This window comes from Bradyrhizobium sp. CB1717 (genome assembly GCF_029714325.1).
In the GTDB taxonomy this organism is placed as follows: domain Bacteria; phylum Pseudomonadota; class Alphaproteobacteria; order Rhizobiales; family Xanthobacteraceae; genus Bradyrhizobium.
In genome coordinates this window covers 1934886-1955950 of sequence record NZ_CP121666.1, presented here as the reverse complement: position 1 = coordinate 1955950, position 21065 = coordinate 1934886, and the positions used below count along the sequence as shown (strand labels likewise).

The following is a 21065-nucleotide window of genomic DNA, read 5'->3' as shown; positions in this document are numbered from 1 at the left end:
TCAAAAGGGAATGGCATTGTCGGACATTGCATCCGGAGCGGGATCGGTCGGCGCGAGCCTGGAAACGAAGATCTTTTCCCATATCGGCGGCCTTCTCGACTTCCACGCCCGCAGGGCTCCTGCGGCGCCCGCTATCCTCGCCCCTGGACGGCCAGCCCTCACCTATGGCGCGCTTGGCGAGCGGACGCACGATCTCGTGCACACGCTGCGTGGGCTCGGCATCGCGTCTGCGGACCGGGTCGCCGTCGCGCTGCCGCGCGGCGCCGACAGCGCGCTGGCCCTGATCGCGGTCGCCTCAAGCTGCGCCTGCATCCCCGTCAATCCCGACCTAACCGCGGACGAGCTGCAACGCTATTTCAGCGAATTGAAGCTGACGGCGCTCGTCACCCGCGCCGACATGAACTCACCCAGTCGCGACGTCGCCAAGGCGCTCGATATCACGGTGATCGATTTCGTGCCGGGGCCGAAAGACGATCTCGGCGGCTGTACATTCATGGGCCCGGCCGTCGGGCCTGCAAGTGCGAGCGGCGCCTCGCGCGGCGACGACGACGCCTTCATCCTGCTGACGTCGGGCACGGCGGCGCGGCCGAAAATGGTGCCGCTGACGCATCGCAACGTGTGCCTCTCTGCCTACAATGCCGGCCGCGTGCTGTCGCTCACATCCCATGATCGCCTGCTCAACGTCCTGCCGCTGTTTCACGCCCATGGCTTGATCTCCGGCCTTCTGACCGCGCTCGCTGCCGGCTCGAGCGTGATCTGCACCGACGGCTTCGACGCCGCGTCCTTCTTCGGCTGGATGCGGGAGCTGCAACCGACCTGGTACACGGCAGTGCCGACCATTCATCGCGCGCTGCTGACGGCGGCGGAAGCGAACCCCGATCGCGTCCGAGCCTCGTCACTGCGCGTGATCCGCTCGGCCTCGGCCTCGCTGGCGCCCGCTATCCTTGCCGGACTGGAGGCGACGTTCGGCGTTCCCGTGCTCGAGACCTACGGCATGACGGAGGCGGCCTCGCAGATCGCGGCCAATCCGTTCGAGCTGCGCAAGGTCGGATCGGTCGGCCGCGCCGCGGGGCCCGAGATCGCGATCATGGACGAGGCGGGCCGCGCGCTCGCGGGCGGCGAGCACGGCGAGATCGTGCTGCGCGGCGCGAATATGACGCGTGGCTACTATAATGACGAGGCGGCGACAGAGGCCGCCTTCCGCAACGGCTGGTTCCGGACCGGCGATCTCGGCTATCTCGACACCGACGGCTATCTCTTCATCGTCGGCCGCATCAAGGACGTCATCAACCGCGGTGGACAGAAGGTCTCGCCGCTCGAGGTGGAAGACGTGCTGCTCAGCCATCCGGCGGTGCTCGAGGCCGGCGTGTTCGCCGTCCCGCATCCGAAGCTCGGCGAGAACGTCGCTGCCGTCGTGGTGCTGCGGCAAAATTCCGAGGCGAGCTCGGACCAGCTGCGCCAGTTCGCGCGAAAGCGTCTTGCGGCCTACAAGGTGCCGAGCCTGATCCGCAGCGTGGCGGCGCTGCCGAAAGGCGCCAGCGGCAAGGTCAAGCGCAACGCGCTGGCCGGGTTGATCGCGGAGACCGCGGATGCCGGCGAGACGCGCCTGCCGCGCAATGCGCTGGAGACCCAGCTCGCGGAGATCTGGGCCGGCCTCCTGGAGCTGCAGCAGGTCGGCATCGACCAGGACGTCTTCGCACTCGGCGCGGACTCGCTCGCGGTGACGCAGATGCGCTCGCGCCTGCGCGAACGCTTCAGCGTCGACTTCTCGTTCGAGGACATCTTTGATTGCGCCACGGTCACGGCGCTTGCGGCCCGGATCGAGACGGCAGCAACGCATCGCGACGTGGCGCTGCCGGCCTGGCGTCAGGCCGCTGCAGTGACGGCGGACGTGCCGCTGTCGTTCCAGCAGCAGCGGATGTATCTGCTGTCGCGGCTCGATCCGACGCGCTACAATTACAATGTCGTCGAAGTCGCGATGCTCAACGGCCTGGTCGACGTCGCCGCACTCTCTGCGAGCCTCGCCGCGATCTGCGCGCGTCATGAGGCGCTGCGCTCGGTCTTCATCGAACGGCAGGGCGAGCCGGCGCAGCGCGTGCTGCAATCCCCGCCGCGGTTCGAGCCGATCAAGCTCAAGCCCTGCCCCACGGACAAGCGGGCGACAATCATCCGGCGTGAGGCGCTCGAGCTCGCGCAATACAAGTTCGACCTAGCGCACGAGCCGCCGCTGAAAGTCACGCTGCTGTCGTTCGACAAATCCAGCCACGCGCTTGTCGTCAACGTCCATCACCTCGTCACCGACGGCTGGTCGCAGCGGTTGTTCTGGGAGGAGCTCGCCGCCCACTATGCCGCAGCACACAAGAAGGACGTGGCGGCGCTGCCCTCGCCCGCCTTCCAGTATCGCGACTTCGCGCTCTGGCAGCAGGGCTGGGCGCAGACGCCGGCCGCGAAGGAGCAGCTCGATTACTGGCGGGCGCAGCTCGACGGCGTCACCACGCTGCCGCTGCGGACCGACCGGCCACGGCCGGAGGTCTGGAGCGGTCATGGCGCCCGGCACTATTTCGAGTTCTCCAAAATCCTCTCGGGCGACGTCCGCGCGCTGAGCCAGGCCCAGGGCGTTACGCCCTTCATGACCCTGCTCGCGGCCTTCCAGTGCCTCCTGTTCCGGCACACTGGACACGAGGACGTCGCGACGGGATCGCTGATCGCCAACCGCAACCAGATCGAGAGCGAGCGGCTGATCGGGCTGTTCGCCAACACCCTGATCCTGCGCAACGATTTTGGCGGCGATCCGAGCTTCGGCGAGATGTTGCGGCGGGTGCGTCAGGTGACGCTGGATGCCTACCGCAACCAGGACCTTGCGATCGAGGAGGTGCTGCGCGCGCTGCAGGTCGCGCGAAGGACGGACGGCAATCCGCTGTTCCGGATCATGTTCATCCTCCAGAACGCCTCGATCGAGGCGGCGCGCTTCCCCGGCCTGTCGACGCGGCGGCTGGAGATCGATCCGAAGGTGGCGCGCTTCGACATCACGCTCGAGCTGGTCGAGGCCGACGGGCGATTTACTGGCTTCTTCGAATACGCCACCGATCTGTTCGACGCGGCAACGATCGAAGGCATGGCCGCGCAGTTCAAGACCCTGCTCAAGGCCGTCATCGCCGATCCGGAACAGCGCATCTCGCGCCTGCCGCTGCTGACCGAGGCCGAACGCCGGCAGGTGCTGGCGAAAGGCCACGGCGTGCCGGCCAACTTCGCCGCGCGCGGCAATCTGAGCGAACGCTTCGAACGCCAAGCGAAGAAGACGCCGAACGCGATCGCGGTGTCGGACGGTCGCGCATCCCTGAGCTATCGCGAGCTGGCGCGCCGCAGCCAGGCGATCGCGCGCTGGCTCCTGCGCGAGGGCGTGGGGCCCGAGACGGTGGTCGCCCTGCTCGCCGAGCGCGGCCCCGATCTGCTCGCTGCGATGATCGCGGTGCAGCGCGTGGGCGCGGCCTTCCTGAACCTCGATCCGGACCAGCCGACCGCACGGCTCACGACCATCCTCGGATCGAGCTGTGCCCGCGTGCTGCTGACCGGGCGCGCCCAATCGGCCCTGGTCGAGGCGCTGCTCGAGCCGCTGGTCGAGCGCATTCAGGTCGCCGAACTCGACGACACCATCGCGCCTGGGATGACCAAGCCGGCCCGCGCCGCGCGGCGGGCAGCCTCGAGCCTTGCCTATCTCATCTATACGTCCGGCTCCTCCGGCGCGCCGAAGGGCGTCATGATCGAGCAGCGCGGCCTGTCGAACCATCTGGCCTCGCTGATTGCCGAGCTGAAGCTGTCGCCTAAGGACGTGATCGCGCAGACCGCCCCGCAGAGTTTTGTCATTTCCGTCTGGCAGTTCCTCGCCGGCCCCATGGTCGGCGCGCGCGTGCATGTCTGCGGCACCGCGACCGTGCAGGACCCGATCCTGCTCGCCCGGGAGATCGAGCGCGAGCACATTTCGGTGCTCGAGATCGTGCCCTCACTGCTCCGCGTGATCCTCGATCGCATGGACGAGGCGCAGGTCCGGCGCGTCTTCGCGAAGTTGCGGGTCCTGATCTCGACCGGCGAGCCGCTGCCGGTCGATCTCTGCCGCGCCTGGTTCGCTCGCTGCCCGAAAGTGCCGCTGATCAATGCCTATGGGGCGTCGGAATGTTCCGACGACGTGTCGCTGCATCGCCTGACCAAGGCGCCGGCGATAGCGACGGGCAACGTTCCAGTCGGCGCGCCGCTGCCAAACACCCAGCTCTACGTGCTCGACGCCAACCTCCAGCCGCAGCCGGTCGGCGTGACCGGCGAGCTCTGCATCGGCGGCGCCGGCGTCGGCCGCTACTATGTCAACGATCCCGCGCAGAGCCGGCAACGTTTCCTGCCCGATCCGTTTTCGCGCCAGGCAGGCTCCCGCCTCTACCGCACCGGCGATCTCGCCCGCCGCCGCACCGACGGCACGATCGAATGCCTCGGCCGCGCCGACCATCAGGTCAAGGTCCGCGGCTACCGCATCGAGCTCAAGGAGATCGAGAACGCGCTTGCCGACCATCCTGACGTGCGCACCGGCATCGTCGAGCCGCGCCCCGAGGCCGGCGGCGATGTCAGACTGATCGCCCATATCGTCGCCAGGCCCGGCAGCCGGGTCAGCGCCAGCGAGCTGCGCGAATTCCTGAAGAGCCGGCTGCCCGGCCATGCCATCCCGTCCGCCTTCCTGTTCCTGGACCAGGTGCCGCTCAACGCCCATGGCAAGATCGATCGCTCCGCGCTGCTGGCACCCGCACAACAGGAAACCTCCGCGCCAGATGCTGCCGCCGTGCCAGCGCGGCATTTTACCGAAAAGGTGCTCTCCGACATCTGGATCGACCTGCTGAAGGTCGAGAGCCTCGGGGTGACAGACAATTTCTTCGATCTCGGCGGCCACTCGCTGCTGGCCGGCCAGGCGATGGCGCGCGTCGCCCGGGCGCTCGGCGTGTCGCTGCCGATCAAGACCATTTTCGAGGCGCCGACGGTCGCAGAGCTTGCCCGTCGGGTCGACGAGGCCCTGGCAGCGAAACCGCACAAGCCTGCCGCAAGCGTATCGCGGCTGATCGAAAGCGGTCCGCCGACGCTCTCGATCGCGCAGGATCAGACGATTCGGATCGAGCAGAACCTGCCGGGCCTGCCGCTGTTCAACCTGCCCTTCGCCTTCCGGCTCGACGGCCCGCTCGATCCGGCCATCCTCGCGCAAGCATTCGGCGACATCGTGCGCCGCCATGAATCGCTGCGGACCGGTTTCGGCTGGAACGGCGAAGAGCCCGTCAGCCGCATCGCCGCTCCCAGCGAGCTCGGGCCCGTCCTCACCGTCGAGGTCATCGGCGACGGGCGGCCGCACAACAACAAGCGGCGCAAGGCGCTCGAGCTCCGGAAAATCGATCTGCTGATCGAGCAGGAGACTTATGCCCCATTCGACATCGCACGGCCGCCGCTGCTGCGGGCGCGGCTGTTACGGCTCCATGCCGACGACCACGTGCTGCTGCTGACGCTGCATCATGTCATTGCCGACGGCTGGTCGATCGGGGTGCTGTTCGAGGAATTGTCCAGCCGCTATGCGGCGCTGGCCGGGCGCCCCGCGGCGCCGCTACTGAGGCCGCCGCCGGCCTTTTCGGACGTCGCGCGCTGGCAGCGGTGGTGGTGTGGCACCGACGCTGCCCGTCGCCAGGCCGCCGACTGGACGGAGAATCTGCGCGGCGCGGCTCCGATCTTCGAGGGCGAAGCGGACCCCGGCGCGTCCACCGGGCACCATCCGCTCCGGCTCGAGGCCGATCTGATCGCGCGACTCACCGCGTTCGCCAGTCAGCACAACGCAACGCTGTTCATGTGCCTGCTGACTGGCCTGAAAGCCCTGCTGCTGGCGCGGACAGGCCGCACCGACATCTCGGTTGCCACCGCCATGGCCAATCGCGCCCAGCCGGACACCGACCGCATCGTCGGCCCGTTCGAGAACACGGTGATCGTCCGTACGACCATCACCGCGGATCTGTCGTTCGCGCAGGCCCTGAGCCGGGTGCGCCAGAGCGTGCTCGATGCGCATGCGCGGCAGGAGCTGCCGTTCAACATGCTGGCCGACCATCTGGAGCGGGAGGGGATCGACCCGGCCGCACTGCTCCAGGTCTATTTCACGCTGCAGAATCCGCTGCGCCAGCCGCTCGATCTGCCGGAGATTGCAGTGCAATCGATCGGAAATATCGCGCGCGAGGGCCAGCCGGTGCTGCCGATCGACCAGACCTGGCTGTCGCTGATGCTGAAGGAGCGCCCGACCGGAATCACCGGTTCATGCAATTACAAGCACGAGCTCCTCGACGGCGGCACGGTCCGCACATGGATGGCGGATCTCGTCGCGCTGCTGGCGGCGGCCGTCGACCAATCCGGCACACCACTCGGCCAACTGCTCGCGCGCAAGGCGGCATGACCGGCCGTACACGAGGGCGAATACAGGTTCACTCGTCAAAGCTGTGCATGATCAAGTTGCATCTTGATTATTTGGCGCCATCGCGCAAGATTATTCCTGCCTTTTTGATTTGGACGATTATTTTCAACCGGGGGAGTGCGTTATGGGTTTCATCAAATTTACCAAGGGCACCTCGTTGAGCGACAAGGACCGCAAGGCCTTGCAGAAGCTGCTGACCAACGAGAAGAAGAAGCTCCAGGCCGCGATGAAGGACGTCGACGCCAGCCTTTCGATGCTGGGCGGGTCGAAGAAGGCCAAGAAGAAAAAGTAAGACTAGTCGGCAGGGGCGCCGCACCAATCTTCAGGCTTCATTTTTCGGCCTCCGGTTTTCAAATTGGGCCGCTCGCTCGTCGAGTTGGGGTCTCGCACAAGCTTGCGCCTGTAAACCGGCCTGCAAATCGACAAGAATTTGCCTGGGTGGACCGCTAAGACCGGTCCACTGGTTGATTCTTGCTCAGTTGATTCTTCCGTCAGCGCCGGGGATTTGGCCTCTGCCTGACGCCAAAGGCCCAATTGATGGCAGACGACAGAATTGAACTGTTTGTCGGACTGATCGCGACCATTGACGCGCCGGGCGCAGCCGATGCGTGCCGACGGCTGCTCTCGGTCGACGAACGGATCCGCGCCGACCGCTTCAAGTTCGAGCGGCATCGGCGGCAATATATATTCGCACATGCCATGCTGCGCCTGGCGCTGTCCCAGATCGCGCCGAATGTCGCTCCCACCGACTGGTCCTTTGGGGCCGGCCGCTATGGGCGCCCGTTCGTCGCATCGCCCAAAACCTCGACCGCGCTGCATTTCAGCCTGTCGCACGCCGACGGCTGCGTTGCCTGCGTCGTATCCGGGCATGAGGCGGTCGGCGTCGACGTCGAAACAGTGTCACGGCGCGTCGCCCCGCTTTCCACCGCGAATCGCTTCTTTGCGCCGGAGGAGGTCGAAACGCTGCGCAGGCTGCCGGAGCCGGCGGCGATCGAGCGCTTTTTCGACTATTGGACGCTCAAGGAGGCCTATCTGAAGGCCAGGGGCTTCGGGCTCAACCTACCGCTCGACGCCTTCGCGATGCAGGTTTCGCGCGAGGCCATCGAGATCAGCTTCAAGCCCGATATCGTCGACGATCCCTCGGGATGGCGCTTCTCACTGTGCTCGCCCTCGCCCTCGCATCGCCTCGCGATCGCCGACGGCTCCCGGGCGCACGGCGGCCTTCCCATCAGCCGCAATGCCTGGCCGCTCCAGGAAGCGGCTGAATGACGACCTCGCGGCTGCGCGTCTTTCCCGCGATCTCGCGCAACCGCGATCCCAAGCAATATGTCGGTGAGCTGATGCGGGTGGCAGAGTTCGCCGACCGCAACGGCTTCGAAGGCATTCTGCTGTTCGAAGGCAACGACGTGTTCGTCGAGCCCTGGGCCATGGCCCAGCACATCATGGCGGAAACGACGCGAAGCTCGCCGCTGATCGCCGTCAACCCAATCTACATGCACCCGTTCACGGCAGCGAAATTCGTCTCGTCGTTCGCGCAGCTCTACGGCCGCAAGGTCTACCTCAACATGATCACGGGGACCGCGGTCAGCGACTTGCAGGGCCTCGGCGACGAGCAGACCCATGCCGACCGCTATGTCCGGCTCGGCGAGTTCGTCGCGCTGATGCGCCAGCTGCTCTCGAGCTCGCGGCCGGTGACTATCGAGGGCCGGTTCTACCGTGCGAGCAACCTGCAACTTCGTCCACGCCTGCCGGCGGAGCTGATGCCGGAATTTTTGATCGCCGGTCAATCGGAAGCAGCGCAGCGCGTGGCCAAGGAGACCGGCTGCATCAAGATGCAGATGCTGCCGCCCGATCTCGATGATGGCTTCGCGGCACCCGGCATGAACTTCGGCATCTTCGCACGCGAGAGAAGCGACGAGGCCCGGCAGGCGGCGAAGGCACGCTTCCGCAACAACCCCGATGATCGCGAGCTGCTCGCGCTCACCGTGGAGAACAGCGACTCCGTATGGAAGCGGCGGCTGTATGAGGGACGAAGCGGCGAGCTTCAGGACAATGGCTACTGGCTGCTGCCGTTCCTGACCTTCCAGGCCGACTGCCCCTATCTCGTCGGCAGCTACGAGGAGATCGGCACGAGGCTGAAGGCGTTTGCGGCGAAGGGACTGACCACGATCATGCTGGACATGGTCGCGGACGAGATCGAGATGCAGCACGTCCGCAAGGCGCTGGCGGCGAGCGGGATGTTTTAACTACTGATCACACTGCATCCACATCGTCATTGCGAGGAGCCCTTGCGACGAAGCAATCCGGACTGATGTCCGGGAAAGATTCTGGATTGCTTCGCTTCGCTCGCAATGACGGAGAATGACGGTCTATTCAGCGAAAATCACCTTGCCTCTTCAAATCCCGCCAGCACCGAAGTCAAATTCGCGCCGAGGATATCCGAGAGATAGCCGCCTTCCTGCACGAACACGGTCGGCAGGCCCAGCTTCGCGATGGCCTGGCCGATGCGGCGGAAGCCGGGCGTGGTAACGGCAAGGCCCTTCAGCGGATCGTGCTCGGAGGCGTCGAGACCGAGAGCGATGACGAGAGCGCCGGGCGCAAAGGACTCGATCGCCTTGCGCGCCACGTCCATCGCCTGCATGTAGCCGTCGTCGCCGGTGCCGATGGCGAGGGGAATGTTGAGATTGGCGCCGAGGCCGGGACCCTCGCCGCGCTCATGCGCATAGCCCCACACATAGGGATAGTAAGCGACGGGATCGGCATGGATCGAGATCGTGTAGACGTCAGGCCGCGCGTAGAAGATGCCTTGCGTACCGTTGCCGTGATGGACGTCGACGTCGAGGATCACGACGCGCTCGTGCTTGAGCCGCAGATGCGCCGCCGCGATCGCGCTGTTGTTGAGGAAGCAGAAGCCGCCGGCCAAGTCGCGATAGGCGTGATGGCCCGGCGGACGGCAGAGCGCGTAGGTCGCGTCCTCGCCGTCCATCACCATCTGCGCCGCCGTGACCGCAACGTCCGTTGCGGCACAGGCCGCCGCCCAGGTGCCCGGACCGATCGGCGCCGCGGTGTCGGCGGTGTGCCAGCCGAGCTTGCCGACGATATGGGTGGGATAGGTCGCGGCGTGGCGCACGGGATGGATGTTGCCGATCATCTCTGGACCGGAATCGCCAAGCGCGGTCCAGGCGTCCCAGGCTTCGCTCAGGAACGTCAGGTATTCCGGACTGTGAATGCGCGCCCGCGGCCCCTGCCCGAACTTGGTCGGCTCGACCAGTTGATGCTTGCCGTCCTTCAGGCCCTTGAGCAGCCGGTCGGCGCGCTCGGGCTGCTCCGTGGTGCGCTTGACGACGCCGCGCACCAGGAAGAATTGCGGATCGTGGCTGCGATGCAGTTCGGTATGGACGGCTTTCACTCAAACACTCCGTGGTCGCGTGCTGCACTCTCGTTCTGACGCGTTTTCTTTACGCGAACCGGTATCCACTTCGCTTGAAAACGCTTTGACGGTGCCACAGATGTCTTGATGCCTGCGACGGCCGGATGCAAGCAAGAAGAATGCCGTCCTCGCGCCACTGTTCTGCGCGGGAAGCAGACCGGCTTTAAGCGGCTCGGCTCAGCAGCGCCCGCGCTGAAGGCAGTGCTCACGGCCTTGCTGGTCGGTGCGGAAGGCCTCGATGAAGCCGCCCTGACGCTGGGTGACGAAGACGGTCTTGCCGTCGCTGCCGCCGAAGGCAAGGTTGGTCGGCTCCTTGGCCCTCAGCGGGATCTCGCGCTCGACCGCGCCGGTCGGCTTCATCAGCGCGATCGTGCCCTTGAGGATGCGCGCGACGTAGAGACGGCCGGCAATGTCCGTGCGCAGGCCGTCGATGGTGTCGGGCTGAAACGCCTTGACCAGTCTTGCCGCAGTGAGCTCGTTGCCGTTGATCGCATAGGACCAGATCTGGCCGCTGCTGGATTCACCGACATAGAGCGTCTTGCCGTCGGGACTGAGATCGATGCCGTTGGTGGTGCCCATCGCGCGCGGCGCCGACATCACCTGCCCGTGCACCGATCCGTCCGCGGCTTTCGCGATGCGCCAGATGTGGCCTTCGCGCCCCTTCCAGTTCGGATCGCTCGCATAGATCGTGCCGTCGCGGGCGATGGTGATGTCATTGGGCTGGTTCATCTCGTCGGAGTGGAACCAGACGGCAGGCTCGGTCGCGCCCTTCGCCATCGCGAAGATGTTGTGCTTCTTGTAGTCGGCGATGAACATGGTGCCGCTGCGATCGAAACGGATCGCGTTGCCGACGCTGCCTTCGGGGAGCGTCGTGAACAGCTCCGACGCCGCACCGCCCGCGGGCAATTTGCCGATGGTGCCGGGCTTGCCGAAATTGACGACGAACAGATTGCCGTCGAGATCGGCGGCGGGCCCTTCGATGCCAAAGGTGTATTCGCTGGCTGGCGTCACCTGCACGCTGTCGAACAGTGTTGTTTCGGCAGCGGCCGGCGGCGTCGCGACAAGCAAAATGCTACTGCACAGGCACCAGAAATTCCTGCCGGATGTAATAGCCATCGTCGTCGGTGCACTCGCCGTTCAGATAGGGATCGGCCGGCCGGAAGAATCGGCTGAAGCCGGGTCTGTCTACAGCGCTCCTTTGTGTCACGACGACGACCTTTGCGGCCGGTATTTCGCCGCATTCCTTGTTGGTTTTGCTGAAAAACTTCCGCTGCGGCGGGCCAGGCTTGATCCGCATCCGCGTGCCCGGAACCATTTTGGCGACGAGCAGGTCCGCGGTGTCGAGCAGGCGCGTGTAACCGGGCTCGGTCTTCGGCAGGCTCTCGCCGCCCGGTGGCATCAGCTTCTCGGCCCCGAGGCCGCGCAGGCGCGTGCGCAGCTTGCCGGCATCGGGATCGCCCGGATAGATCCAGCCGTCCTGCGCCAGCATGAAGCGCAGCGCAGTTGCGTCCTTCTCTGCGTCCGTTTGACCAGCCTTCAGGCCGAAATCGGAATGGCAGCCGAGGCAATGCTTCTCGACAAGGCCCTTGCGCAACGTGGTGAGGCGAACGCTGTTCTGTGCGTCCCTGGCGACGAAGGCCGCGAGCTGGTCGACCATCGCCTGGCTGCGCGTGTCGCAGGGGAGCGGCTGAGGCGGATTGCCCGCGGCGCGATCGATCCGGATCACGGTCTGGTTCTTGTCCTCGACCAGCCAGATGGCGCCGTCCTCCGCGACCGTCATGCCGACCGGCGCGCCCTGCGGCCGCGCGCCGTTGACGCGGTGCCAGCCGGCAATCAGTTCGTCGAACGGCGCGGCGGCGACGTCGGTGCCGTCGGCCTGAAAGCTGTGCGTCGGATCGGCGGCGCAGCTGACGTGGTAGCGCACCGGCGGAGCGCTCAGCCTGGGAAAGCCGTGATCGTCGACATCGTAGATGAGGACACGGCTGCCGGTCGGACGATAGCCGTGCAGGCCGACCAGCAGCTTGCCCTCCAGCTCCGGAAATTTGGCGCCGTGGTAATAGAGCATCGCGAGCGGCGCACCATGCGGCGGCATCAGCGAGAGCGGCGGCTTGTAGAGCGCATTGGCCGTGCAGAACGATTTGTAGATCCCCGATTGCAGCACGAGCTTGAATTCGGGGCTCGGCGTCGACAGGTCGTAGCAATAGGGCCAGCCGTAGTGCCTGCCCTGCTCGATCGCGTTGATCTCCTCGTTCGGCTTGAAGATATCGGGCAGGTCGCGGCCGTTCTCGCCTTGCAGGAAGGCGTAACCGGCATCCGGAAAACTCGGGTGCAGCGCCAGCGCCATCGAGTTGCGCAAGCCGCGCGCATAGACGGTGTGCGGCGGATCGAGATCGCCGGGCTTCAGTGCCGGGAAGTCGCCGCTTGCGGGTGGCGTGAACAGCCAGATCGCGGCCATCGCCGAGCCGCCTTCGGTCGCGGCACAGGGCTTCGTGATCGGCGCCGGCGTGATGCAGTCGTCGCTATGCGAGCCGACATTGACGAACAGCCGGCCGTCGCGATCGAAGACGAACTGCTTCAGCGGGTGCGCGCTCTCGTCGAGCCTCGTGCCGTCAGGCAAGGTGATCCGGCGCCCGGGCATGTGGCGGATGATGGTCTCGACCGTGCTGCGAGGGTTATCCGCCAGCGGGTCGAACCGGAAGATCGTCTCCGCGGTCGAGGCATAGAGCTTCTTGTCCGGGCCAATCACGAGGCCGAACGGGTATTCGAGCCCCGTCAGTAGCTCCTTGAACCGCTTGCCCTCTCCAGCGCGCGGATCGAGCAGCAGCAACCGCCCGTCGGTGTGACCCCAGCCGCCCATGTCGGCGACCACGAACAGGTCACGGCCGGGCACCTGGACGATCGAACGCGGGAATTTGAGGCGGTCCTCCTCGCTGGCAACGAGGCCGGCGCAAAATCCGGCCTTCATGTCGAGCTGAATCCGGGGAAAGGCGAGGTCGCCGCTGCCGCAGCTGTCCGAACCGATTGCGTAGCCGCTCTTCCTGTCCGGCTCGGACGAAGCCGGGCCGAAGCCGAGCAGCGCGGCGGCCAGGACTGCCAGCAGGCGCAGATTTCGCCATTCGCTCCCGAAGGTGAACTGGTTCACGGTGCCCCCGACTTCCCGGGGACGCTTGTTCCATGGCGCCCGAGCGCCGTCCAGTCATCACTCGCCTGTGATTAAACCTGTAACGAGCTTGGTGGCGACCAATCTCCGTAAATTCCCTTACCGGGCTCGACCCGAATGTTTCGCGAATGCTTGGGGTGGTATCGGTTTGCCGTCCCAATCGCTTTCTACAGGAGGCGCTTATGGTCCAGGTCTATTTTCACTGCTCCAACACCGAGGGCACGCTGATCGACCGCTACGGCGCCGCCGTCGCCAGTCTGACCGAGGCGCGCGACCGCGCGACCCAGATCATGCACTCGATGATCCAGACGCCCGGTGCCGAAGACTGGCGCGACTGGGTGATCCACGTCAGCGATGACGATGGCGAGGAGATCTTCGATCTCCCCTTCACCGCCATGCTCGGCAAGCCGCACTGAGGTCGGTGCCATGTTGCTCGCTTCACTCAGCCTGCTCCGCCAGCCCCTGACTTTCGTCGCCAGCAAATGGCAGACGCTGGTGAGGGTCGCCGGCAACCCCTACCGCCCCGAGCTTCATTACATGCGCGGGCCCGGCCCGAAATGGCGCGCCAAATATCAGGCCAGCCGGCTCGACCGGTCGCTCTGAGCGCCGCGCCTTCGGCGCTTTTCAGCCGATTTCCATCTCTTCGTCATCATGGCCGGGCTCGCCCCGGCCATGATGCGTTTGGGGACCGCACCGCCCTTCACCGCCCCGTAAACTTCGCCTTGCGCTTCTCGACAAAAGCGGTGCGGCCTTCCACGGCATCCGCACTCCTGCGGATCGTGGCCTGCAGCTCGATCTCGCGGCCGAACTGCGCCTCGTAGGTCGAATGCTCGCTCTCCTCGACCAGCGCGCGGGTTGCGACCAAAGCGCGCGTCGGGCCCTCCGCCAGGCGGCGCGCCAGCACCAACGCCTCGTCCATCAGCTTCTCGTCGTCGACGACCTGCCGCACCAAGCCGATCTCCTGCGCGCGCTCCGCCGTCAGCGGCTCGTTGAGCAGCATCAGCTCGAGTGCGCGCTGCCGGCCGACCAGGCGCGGCAGCAGCCAGGTCGAGCCGAGATCGGGCACCAGCGCAATGCGGCTGAACACTTGAATAAAACTCGCCGACCGCGCCGCGACGATGATGTCGCCAGCCATCGCAAGGCTGAAGCCGCCGCCGGCCGCCACCCCGTTGACGGCGACGACGACGGGCACTCGACATTCGCGCAGCGCCCGGAAGGCCGGCCAGTAGAAGCGCATCACGCCCGCCGCGATGTCCTCGCCGAGCGCCTCGGACGCCTTCAAATTCTGCCCTGAGCAAAAACCGCGCCCGGCCCCGGTGAGGACCAGGGCACGCACACCCTCGTCCTGCGTCATCCCGGCGATGGCGGTGGCGAGCGCGCCGAGCAGATCCGGCGTCATCGCGTTCAGGCTCGCGGGCTCGTCGAGGGTCAAAATCCCGACCGCGCCATCCCGCGCTTGTTTCACACCTGCCATGTCGCGTCTCCTTTGGATGTTCTCGTTGGCGGCAATGTGCCATTGTCCGCGCGCTCCGCCAATGCGGAGCCTCGACGTCAGCGCAACGAAGCCATGACAAAGACAACAAGACACAGATCAAGACGACACCATGCCTCATCAGTTCAGCCTCGCCCAGACTGTCCGCAAACCCGCCGTCACCTCCAAGGGCGGCATCGTCGCCGCGCAGTCGCGGCGGGCGGCCGAAGTGGGCGCCGAGGTCCTGGCGACGGGCGGCGACTGTGTGGACGCGATCGTTGCAACCACCATGGCGCTGAACGTGCTGGAGCCCTGGAACAGCGGCATCGGCGGCGGCGGTGCCATGGTGCTCTACCGCGCCAAGGAAAATCGCTATGAGGTGATCGACTACGGCATGTGTGCGCCGCAGAGCCTGCGCACCGCCGATTATCCACTCAGCGGTGAAGGCGCGGCCTCCGATCTGTTTCCCTGGCCGCGGGTGAAGGACGATCGCAACATCCACGGGCCAGGCTCGGTCGCAGTGCCCGGCGTCGTCGCCGGCATGGAGGAGGCGCATCGCCGCTACGCGAAGCTGCCGTGGAAGGATCTGGTCGCGCCGGCCACAGCGCTCGCCGGCGAAGGCCTGCTGGTCGATTGGTGGACCACGCTGACGATCGCGAACTCGGCGGCCGACCTCCGGCGCTATCCCGCAAGCGCAGCGACATTCCTGAAGGACGGCCTGCCGCCAAGTTCGCCCTGGGGCATCAAGTCCGAGACACGGCTGCCGCTGGAGAGTTTGAAGGCGACGCTGTCACATCTCGCCGACGCCGGCCCGCGCGATTTCTACCAGGGCGATCTCGCCAGGAGCATCGCCTCCGACATCAAGGCCGACGGCGGCTCGCTGTCGGTGGAGGATCTCGCCGCGTTCCGCAGCCATCCGCGCGAGCCGCTGGCGATCCCCTATCGCAGCGGCAAGGTGTTTGCGACGCCGGAGCTCACGGCCGGGCCGACCATGGCGCATGCGCTGCGCCTGTTGCAGCAAAGCCTGAAGCCCGCCAGCGCGCCGGACACGGCCGCCTATATCGAATATGCGCTTGCCCTGCAGGCAGCCTTCCGCGAGCGGCTCAAGGACATGGGTGATGCCGACGGCAAGCGCTCGCTCGGCGCCGAATATCTTGCACCCGCCTGCACCACTCATTTCTCCGTGGTCGACCGCCACGGCAACATCGCGGCGGTGACGCAGACGCTGCTCTCGTCGTTCGGCTCGAAATACGTGACGCCGCACACCGGCATCGCCATGAACAACGGCATCATGTGGTTCGATCCGACGCCGGGCACCACCAACTCGCTCGCAGCAGGCAAGCGCTGTCTCACCAACTACACGCCCGTCATCGCCGAAACCGCGGACGGCAAGCGCCTCGCAGTCGGCGCCTCCGGCGGCCGCCGCATCCTGCCGTCGGTGATGCAGCTCGTCTCCTTCGCGATGGATTTCGGCATGGACCTCGATGCCGCCATCCACCAGCCTCGCATCGATGCCAGCGAAGGCGCGGTGGTGATCGGCGATTCCCGCCTGCCGGCGGAGGTACGCCAAGCTCTCGCCGCGCGCTTCGACTATGAAGAGAGCCGCGTGCAGGCGCTGCCGCAGAAATTCGCCTGCCCGAGCGTGGTGATGCGCGACGGCGAGGTCAATTCCGGCGCGGTCGAGATCTTCCAGCCCTGGGCCGACGCGGTGGCGGAGACCTAGAGTCCGTTGACGAGAGAGCGTGCCAGCGGTGAGCCGCGGGCACGTCACAAGCGCGAATGTGCCAGCACGCGTTGAGCGGATGCGCGATCGTGCATCTCCGCGAGCGTCACGACTCCTCCACATTTGCAAGGAACTTAGCTGCGCGTCGTTCGTTCATCGAACGGACAAGTGCGCTCGCCCCACTGGAGGACACATGAAGAAACTTGCGCTCGCCGCGTCGCTGATCGTTGCAGCTGGCCTCACACTCACCAGTCCCGTGCTAGCCAAAGGCGGCCATGGCGGTGGACATGGTCATGGACATGGCCATTCGATGGGCCATCATCACCATGGCGCGCCGTACGGATGGTACCATGGGCGCAAGGTCGGCTGGCGCGGTCACGGGTGTCCGCCCGGACTGTGGAAGCAGGGCCGCTGCTGACGCGATCCGCAATTTTCTGCAAGGCGCCGCCCCTCACAAGGCGGCGCCTTCTTCATAGGCCGAGCCGGTCCCGCACGCGGCCCGCAATCACGGCGGTCGCGACGCCAACCGGCCAGAACGCGTGCATCGGGATCGGCTTGATGCCCGTGATGGGCATGTCGAGCTCGGCCTTGGTGCCGCCGATCAGCCGTCGGGCGAGCTGCGCGCCCATCGCCGTCGAGAGCGCAACGCCGCGGCCGTTGCATCCGAGCGAGATCAGGATGCTCTCCGCGGGCTCGTGCACGTGCGGATAGTGGTCCTTGGTGATGGCGAGCCGGCTATTCCAGCCATGGGTCCAGGCGACGCCCTTGATTTGGGGCCACAGCCTCTCCGCATAACGCATGAGATAGGTGACGTCGTGCGGAGAGTTGATCCACCGCATCGGGCCGCGTCCGCCCATCAGAAGGCGGTTCTGCTGGTCGATGCGATAATAGACGGTGATGTGGCCGCTTTCGTAAAGAACAGGGCGCGTCGGCATGATCGAACGGGCGACCGCGTCGGAGAGCGGCGCGGTGGCGGCGATCGAGGAAAACACCGGAACGATGGTGCGGCGGAGCGCCGGCCAGAGATCGTCGGTAAAACCGTTGGTGGCGAGCAGCACTTTCTCCGCATGCACGACCGCGCGCGGCGTCTCGATGCGCCAGCGGCTGCCGTCGCGGCGAAGCGACAGCGCCGGAGTTTCGCCATGGACTTTGGCGCCCGCCGAGATCGCGGCGCGCGCAAGGCCACGGGCGTAGCTCAGGGGATGCAGATCGCCGCCGCGGGTATCAAGCATCGCACCGATGTAGCGGTCGGTGCCGGTCATCTCGCGCAGTTGCTCGCGGTTCAGATACGTCACGGGCATGCCGCGGCGGATGCATTGCTGTGCGGTGTTTTCGATCGCAGCAGCGCTGGCCAAATGATAGGCCGCGCGCAGGGTGCCGTTCTGCCGCGCTTCACAGGGGATCTGGTAGCGGCGGATCAGGTCGTGCGTGAAGTTCGTGGTGCCGTAGGAGAACTCGATCATGCGGCGGCCGAGCTCGGCGCCGAAGTCCGCCTCGATCTGATCGGGGTCGTGCTTCAATCCGGGATTGGTGTGGCCGCCATTGTTGCCGGATGCGCCCCAGCCCGGCTCCTGCGCCTCCAGCACCAGCGCCTCGACGCCCTGCTCAGCCAGATGCAGCGCGGTGGACAGGCCGGTATAGCCGCCGCCAATGATTGCGACGGAAACGCTCTTGTCTGTATCGAGCGGCGGCGCCGCGACCGGCGCGACGGCGGTGTCGGCATAGAGCGAGGGCGGCAGAGGCAGGCGCGCATTCATGGCGAGAACCGATCAGAGCGGGTGCAGCACACGGCGCAAGAAGTCCTGCGTGCGCGCGTGCTGCGGTTGATTGAGCACCGATTTCGCCGGCCCCTGCTCGACAATGACACCGCCGTCGATGAACAGCACGCGGTCAGCGACGTCGCGGGCAAAGCCCATCTCGTGGGTGACGACGACCATGGTCATGCCGTCGTCAGCGAGCTTGCGCATCACGCCAAGGACATCGCCGACGAGCTCGGGATCGAGCGCCGAGGTCGGCTCGTCGAACAGGATGGCCTTGGGCTGCATCGCCAGCGCCCGCGCGATCGCGACGCGCTGCTGCTGGCCGCCGGAGAGCTGCGGCGGATGGGCATCGGCCTTCTCGGCGAGCCCGACCTGGGCGAGCAGCGCGCGGCCGCGCTCGAGCACCTGGGCACGCGGCTCCTTCTTCACGAACAGCGGACCCTCGACCACGTTCTCCAGCGCGGTGCGATGCGGGAACAGATTGAAGCGCTGGAACACCATTGAGACCTGGGTGCGGATGTTCACGATCGATGGCGCGTCGCGGTCGACCTTCAGCCCCTCGACGCTGATCTCGCCGCGGTCGTAGCTTTCGAGCCCGTTGATGCAGCGCAGGATGGTGGACTTGCCCGAGCCGGAGGGCCCGATGATGCAGACCACCTCGCCCTTCTCGACGGAAGCCGTGATGCCCTTGAGCACCTCGACCTTGCCAAAACTCTTGTGGACGTCGCTCAGCTCGATCATCGCTTGCCGGCCCGCTTCTCGAAATGACGGACCAGCAGGATCAGCGGGATACTCATGGTGAGATACATCAGCGCAACCAGCGTGAACACGTTGGTGTTCTTGAAGGTCGAGGACGCGATCAGCTTGCCCTGCAGTGCGAGTTCGGCGACTGTGATGGTCGAGGCTTGCGAGGAGTCCTTCAGCATCATGATCATCACGTTGCCGTAAGGCGGCAGCACGATGCGCACGGCCTGCGGCAGCACCACGCGGCGCATGGTGAGCCACCAGCCCATGCCGATCGACTGCGCCGCCTCGATCTGTCCCTTGTCGATCGCCTCGATACCGGCCCGGAAGTTTTCGGCCTGATAGGCCGAATAGGCGATGCCAAGCCCGAGGATGGCGGCCTGCAAGGCCGACAGCGTGACGCCGAGATCCGGCATCACGAAGTAGAGGTAGAACAGCAGCACGATGATCGGGATGCCGCGGATCACGTTGATCAGGCTGGCGCTGAGCATCGACAGCGCCTTGATGCCGGAGACCCGCATCATCGCCCAGATCAGACCAAGTACCGTCGAGAGCAGCAGCGAGCCGATGGTGACGACGATCGTCAGCGCGACGCCGTTCATCAGGATCGGGAAGAACTCGGCGGCGTCGTGCAAGAAACCCTTCATCGGGCAGCCTTCGATCGATCAGGTCTAGCCAATCAACCCTGCGCCTTTTGGCCCCACTTCTCGAGGATCTTGTCGATGGTGCCGTTGGCCTTCAGCTTTGCCAGCGAGGCATTGATCTTGCCGAGCAGCGCGGTCTCGCCCTTGCGCACGCCAATGCCGACCGAGCCGACGGTGACGGGCTTGTAGCCGTCGACGAGACGCACCTCAGGGAAGCCACCCTGCTTCAGATTGTAGGCGAGGATCGGATAGTCGGCATAGCCGGCCTTGAGGCGGCCGGTGTTCACGTCGCGCAGGATGTCGGGAATGGTGTCGTACGCTTTCACGTCGGCAAACAGGCCGGTCTTCTTCAGCGCGTCGACGAAGGCGGTGCCCACTTGCGCGCCGACCGTCTCACCCTTCAGGTCTTCCTGCGTGGTGTAGGCCTTGGTGTCGGTCTTCGGCACCACGAGGCCCTCACCGTAGCTGTAGATCGGGTCGGAGAAGTCGACGACCTCCTTGCGCGGCGCGGTGATGAACATCGCAGCCGCAATGATGTCGATCTTGCTCGAGGTCAGCGACGGGATCAGCGCCGAGAACGCCATCGGCTCGATCTGCACGTTGAGGCCGGCATCCTTGCCGACCTCGGTGATGATATCGACCATGATGCCCTGGATGGTATTGGTCTTGGTGTCGAGGAAGGTGAAGGGGATGCCTGTCGGCGTCGAGCCGACCTTCAGCACCTGCTGCGCCGAAGCCGGCGCCACGGCCGTCAGTGCGAGCGCCGCGACTGCGGCCTGAACAAAACGCTTCATCGCATCCCCCTTTGGGTCCGGCCGGTGCCGGCGCTCGCAGATGTCTTGATCGCAGACGTTGCGGGCCAAGCCGTTTCGGCCTATTTTCACCAATATGAAAATTTGGTCACACTTTCGCTGATGATGCAAGCGGTTTTCATGCACATGAAGGAAGCGGTTTGACGTGAGCGGTGGCAAAAGAATGCGCAAACCGGCCGCCGCGAAGCCGGCCAGGAAGGTGAAGGCCAAGGCCGTCGCCAAGCCTGTCACCAAGCCGGCCGAGCCCGCGATGGACATCGCGGTCGGTCGGCGCATCCGCGATCTCAGGCGCGCCAGGCAGTTCTCGCTGGAGACAGTCGCGGCCCGGACGGATCTGTCGATCGGCTTCCTCAGCCAGATCGAGCGCGGCCTGTCGTCGCCGTCGCTGCGCGTCCTGGCGACGCTTGCCGACGTGCTCGGCGTCGGCATCGCCGCACTGTTCGGCGCGAGCCCGAGCGCCGACGGCGCATCCGACCAGGTGGTGACGCGCGGGCTGCAGCGGCCCGAACTCAAGCTCTGGCGCACCGGCGTCTCAAAACAATTGCTGAGCCCGGCGAGCGCCGACAATAGGCTCAATCTGTTCCTGGTGCATCTGGAGCCCGGCGGCTCCACCGGCGACGAGCTCTACACCCATGACGGCGAAGAAGCCGGCCTCGTGCTCGAAGGCGGGATGATGCTGACCGTGGACAGCGAGACCTGGTCGCTGAAGACCGGCGACAGTTTTAGATTTGCGAGCCGGCGGCCGCACCGGTTTTCCAATCCGGCGCAGGATGCGAAGGCTGTGGTGCTGTGGGTGAACTGCGTGACGGGAGCGGGGTAGTTTCGTCGAACGCGGTCTGCTGGCAT

At 65.9% G+C, this 21065-nt stretch carries 16 protein-coding genes; 8 read left to right on the top strand and 8 right to left on the bottom strand.

The annotated features are described in order from the left end of the window. Positions 1–10 precede the first annotated feature (10 nt). The 4 genes from QA649_RS09345 (at position 11) to QA649_RS09330 (ending at position 8721) form a co-directional block, all read left to right on the top strand. Complete coding sequence (locus tag QA649_RS09345; protein ID WP_283023917.1) at positions 11–6457, top strand: non-ribosomal peptide synthetase; 6447 nt, start codon at positions 11–13, stop codon at positions 6455–6457. Positions 6458–6599: 142 nt separating this feature from the next. Beyond that, positions 6600–6767 carry a hypothetical protein gene (locus QA649_RS09340; RefSeq protein ID WP_018646185.1) on the top strand — a complete coding sequence of 56 codons (168 nt, stop codon included), beginning with the start codon at positions 6600–6602 and terminating at the stop codon, positions 6765–6767. 245 nt (positions 6768–7012) lie between these two features. After that, on the top strand, positions 7013–7744 hold the full coding sequence (locus tag QA649_RS09335) for a 4'-phosphopantetheinyl transferase superfamily protein (protein WP_283023916.1): 732 nt from the start codon (positions 7013–7015) through the stop codon (positions 7742–7744). Beyond that, complete coding sequence (locus QA649_RS09330; protein WP_283023915.1) at positions 7741–8721, top strand: LLM class flavin-dependent oxidoreductase; 981 nt, start codon at positions 7741–7743, stop codon at positions 8719–8721. Before QA649_RS09335 ends, QA649_RS09330 begins: the two co-directional genes overlap by 4 nt. 137 nt (positions 8722–8858) lie before the next feature. Here the strand turns inward: QA649_RS09330 and QA649_RS09325 are convergent, their stop codons facing one another. From QA649_RS09325 to QA649_RS09315, 3 genes are all read right to left on the bottom strand, one after another. After that, positions 8859–9884 carry a histone deacetylase family protein gene (locus QA649_RS09325; RefSeq protein ID WP_283023914.1) on the bottom strand — a complete coding sequence of 342 codons (1026 nt, stop codon included), beginning with the start codon at positions 9882–9884 and terminating at the stop codon, positions 8859–8861. 198 nt (positions 9885–10082) lie between these two features. After that, a complete protein-coding gene (locus tag QA649_RS09320; protein WP_283023913.1) occupies positions 10083–11021 on the bottom strand; it encodes an SMP-30/gluconolactonase/LRE family protein in 939 nt (312 codons plus the stop codon). Next, positions 10978–13047: a PQQ-dependent sugar dehydrogenase gene (locus QA649_RS09315; protein ID WP_283023912.1), complete on the bottom strand. Its 2070-nt coding sequence runs from the start codon at positions 13045–13047 to the stop codon at positions 10978–10980. The genes QA649_RS09320 and QA649_RS09315 overlap by 44 nt, the downstream gene beginning before the upstream one ends. A gap of 200 nt (positions 13048–13247) precedes the next feature. On the opposite strand from QA649_RS09315, the gene QA649_RS09310 reads away from it, so the two are divergent. Both QA649_RS09310 and QA649_RS09305 read left to right on the top strand, forming a co-directional pair. Then, positions 13248–13481: a hypothetical protein gene (locus QA649_RS09310; protein WP_018646193.1), complete on the top strand. Its 234-nt coding sequence runs from the start codon at positions 13248–13250 to the stop codon at positions 13479–13481. Between the two features lie 10 nt (positions 13482–13491). Further along, positions 13492–13668: a hypothetical protein gene (locus QA649_RS09305; RefSeq protein WP_260385799.1), complete on the top strand. Its 177-nt coding sequence runs from the start codon at positions 13492–13494 to the stop codon at positions 13666–13668. Positions 13669–13765: 97 nt separating this feature from the next. On the opposite strand, the gene QA649_RS09300 is transcribed toward QA649_RS09305, so the two are convergent. Further along, the gene (locus QA649_RS09300; RefSeq protein ID WP_283023911.1) at positions 13766–14539 is read right to left on the bottom strand and encodes an enoyl-CoA hydratase-related protein; all 774 of its coding nucleotides are present in this window, start codon (positions 14537–14539) and stop codon (positions 13766–13768) included. 130 nt (positions 14540–14669) lie between these two features. Between QA649_RS09300 and QA649_RS09295 the strand changes: the two genes are divergently transcribed. Beyond that, on the top strand, positions 14670–16259 hold the full coding sequence (locus tag QA649_RS09295) for a gamma-glutamyltransferase (RefSeq protein ID WP_283023910.1): 1590 nt from the start codon (positions 14670–14672) through the stop codon (positions 16257–16259). A gap of 470 nt (positions 16260–16729) precedes the next feature. On the opposite strand, the gene QA649_RS09290 is transcribed toward QA649_RS09295, so the two are convergent. The 4 genes from QA649_RS09290 to QA649_RS09275 are packed head-to-tail and all read right to left on the bottom strand — an operon-like array spanning position 16730 to position 20201. Continuing rightward, positions 16730–18016 (bottom strand): FAD-binding oxidoreductase, encoded by a 1287-nt coding sequence (locus tag QA649_RS09290; RefSeq protein WP_283023909.1) that lies wholly within the window; start codon positions 18014–18016, stop codon positions 16730–16732. A 12-nt stretch (positions 18017–18028) separates the two neighbouring features. Then, positions 18029–18760 (bottom strand): amino acid ABC transporter ATP-binding protein, encoded by a 732-nt coding sequence (locus tag QA649_RS09285; protein ID WP_018646199.1) that lies wholly within the window; start codon positions 18758–18760, stop codon positions 18029–18031. Further along, a complete protein-coding gene (locus QA649_RS09280) occupies positions 18757–19410 on the bottom strand; it encodes an amino acid ABC transporter permease (RefSeq protein ID WP_018646200.1) in 654 nt (217 codons plus the stop codon). The genes QA649_RS09285 and QA649_RS09280 overlap by 4 nt, the downstream gene beginning before the upstream one ends. Positions 19411–19442: 32 nt before the next feature. Then, positions 19443–20201, bottom strand: a complete 759-nt coding sequence (locus QA649_RS09275) for an ABC transporter substrate-binding protein (RefSeq protein WP_283023908.1) — start codon at positions 20199–20201, stop codon at positions 19443–19445. A 181-nt stretch (positions 20202–20382) separates the two neighbouring features. Between QA649_RS09275 and QA649_RS09270 the strand changes: the two genes are divergently transcribed. Then, positions 20383–21039: an XRE family transcriptional regulator gene (locus QA649_RS09270; protein WP_283023907.1), complete on the top strand. Its 657-nt coding sequence runs from the start codon at positions 20383–20385 to the stop codon at positions 21037–21039. Positions 21040–21065: the final 26 nt, after the last annotated feature.

What these genes read in the sequence shown, in the direction of transcription:
- QA649_RS09345 (WP_283023917.1), top strand. Translation starts at nt 11, where the DNA reads ATGGCATTGTCGGACATTGCATCCGGAGCGGGATCGGTCGGCGCGAGC.
- QA649_RS09340 (WP_018646185.1), top strand. Translation starts at nt 6,600, where the DNA reads ATGGGTTTCATCAAATTTACCAAGGGCACCTCGTTGAGCGACAAGGAC.
- QA649_RS09335 (WP_283023916.1), top strand. Translation starts at nt 7,013, where the DNA reads ATGGCAGACGACAGAATTGAACTGTTTGTCGGACTGATCGCGACCATT.
- QA649_RS09330 (WP_283023915.1), top strand. Translation starts at nt 7,741, where the DNA reads ATGACGACCTCGCGGCTGCGCGTCTTTCCCGCGATCTCGCGCAACCGC.
- QA649_RS09320 (WP_283023913.1), bottom strand. Translation starts at nt 11,021, where the DNA reads ATGGCTATTACATCCGGCAGGAATTTCTGGTGCCTGTGCAGTAGCATT.
- QA649_RS09310 (WP_018646193.1), top strand. Translation starts at nt 13,248, where the DNA reads ATGGTCCAGGTCTATTTTCACTGCTCCAACACCGAGGGCACGCTGATC.
- QA649_RS09305 (WP_260385799.1), top strand. Translation starts at nt 13,492, where the DNA reads ATGTTGCTCGCTTCACTCAGCCTGCTCCGCCAGCCCCTGACTTTCGTC.
- QA649_RS09300 (WP_283023911.1), bottom strand. Translation starts at nt 14,539, where the DNA reads ATGGCAGGTGTGAAACAAGCGCGGGATGGCGCGGTCGGGATTTTGACC.
- QA649_RS09295 (WP_283023910.1), top strand. Translation starts at nt 14,670, where the DNA reads ATGCCTCATCAGTTCAGCCTCGCCCAGACTGTCCGCAAACCCGCCGTC.
- QA649_RS09290 (WP_283023909.1), bottom strand. Translation starts at nt 18,016, where the DNA reads ATGAATGCGCGCCTGCCTCTGCCGCCCTCGCTCTATGCCGACACCGCC.
- QA649_RS09285 (WP_018646199.1), bottom strand. Translation starts at nt 18,760, where the DNA reads ATGATCGAGCTGAGCGACGTCCACAAGAGTTTTGGCAAGGTCGAGGTG.
- QA649_RS09280 (WP_018646200.1), bottom strand. Translation starts at nt 19,410, where the DNA reads ATGAAGGGTTTCTTGCACGACGCCGCCGAGTTCTTCCCGATCCTGATG.
- QA649_RS09275 (WP_283023908.1), bottom strand. Translation starts at nt 20,201, where the DNA reads ATGAAGCGTTTTGTTCAGGCCGCAGTCGCGGCGCTCGCACTGACGGCC.
- QA649_RS09270 (WP_283023907.1), top strand. Translation starts at nt 20,383, where the DNA reads ATGCGCAAACCGGCCGCCGCGAAGCCGGCCAGGAAGGTGAAGGCCAAG.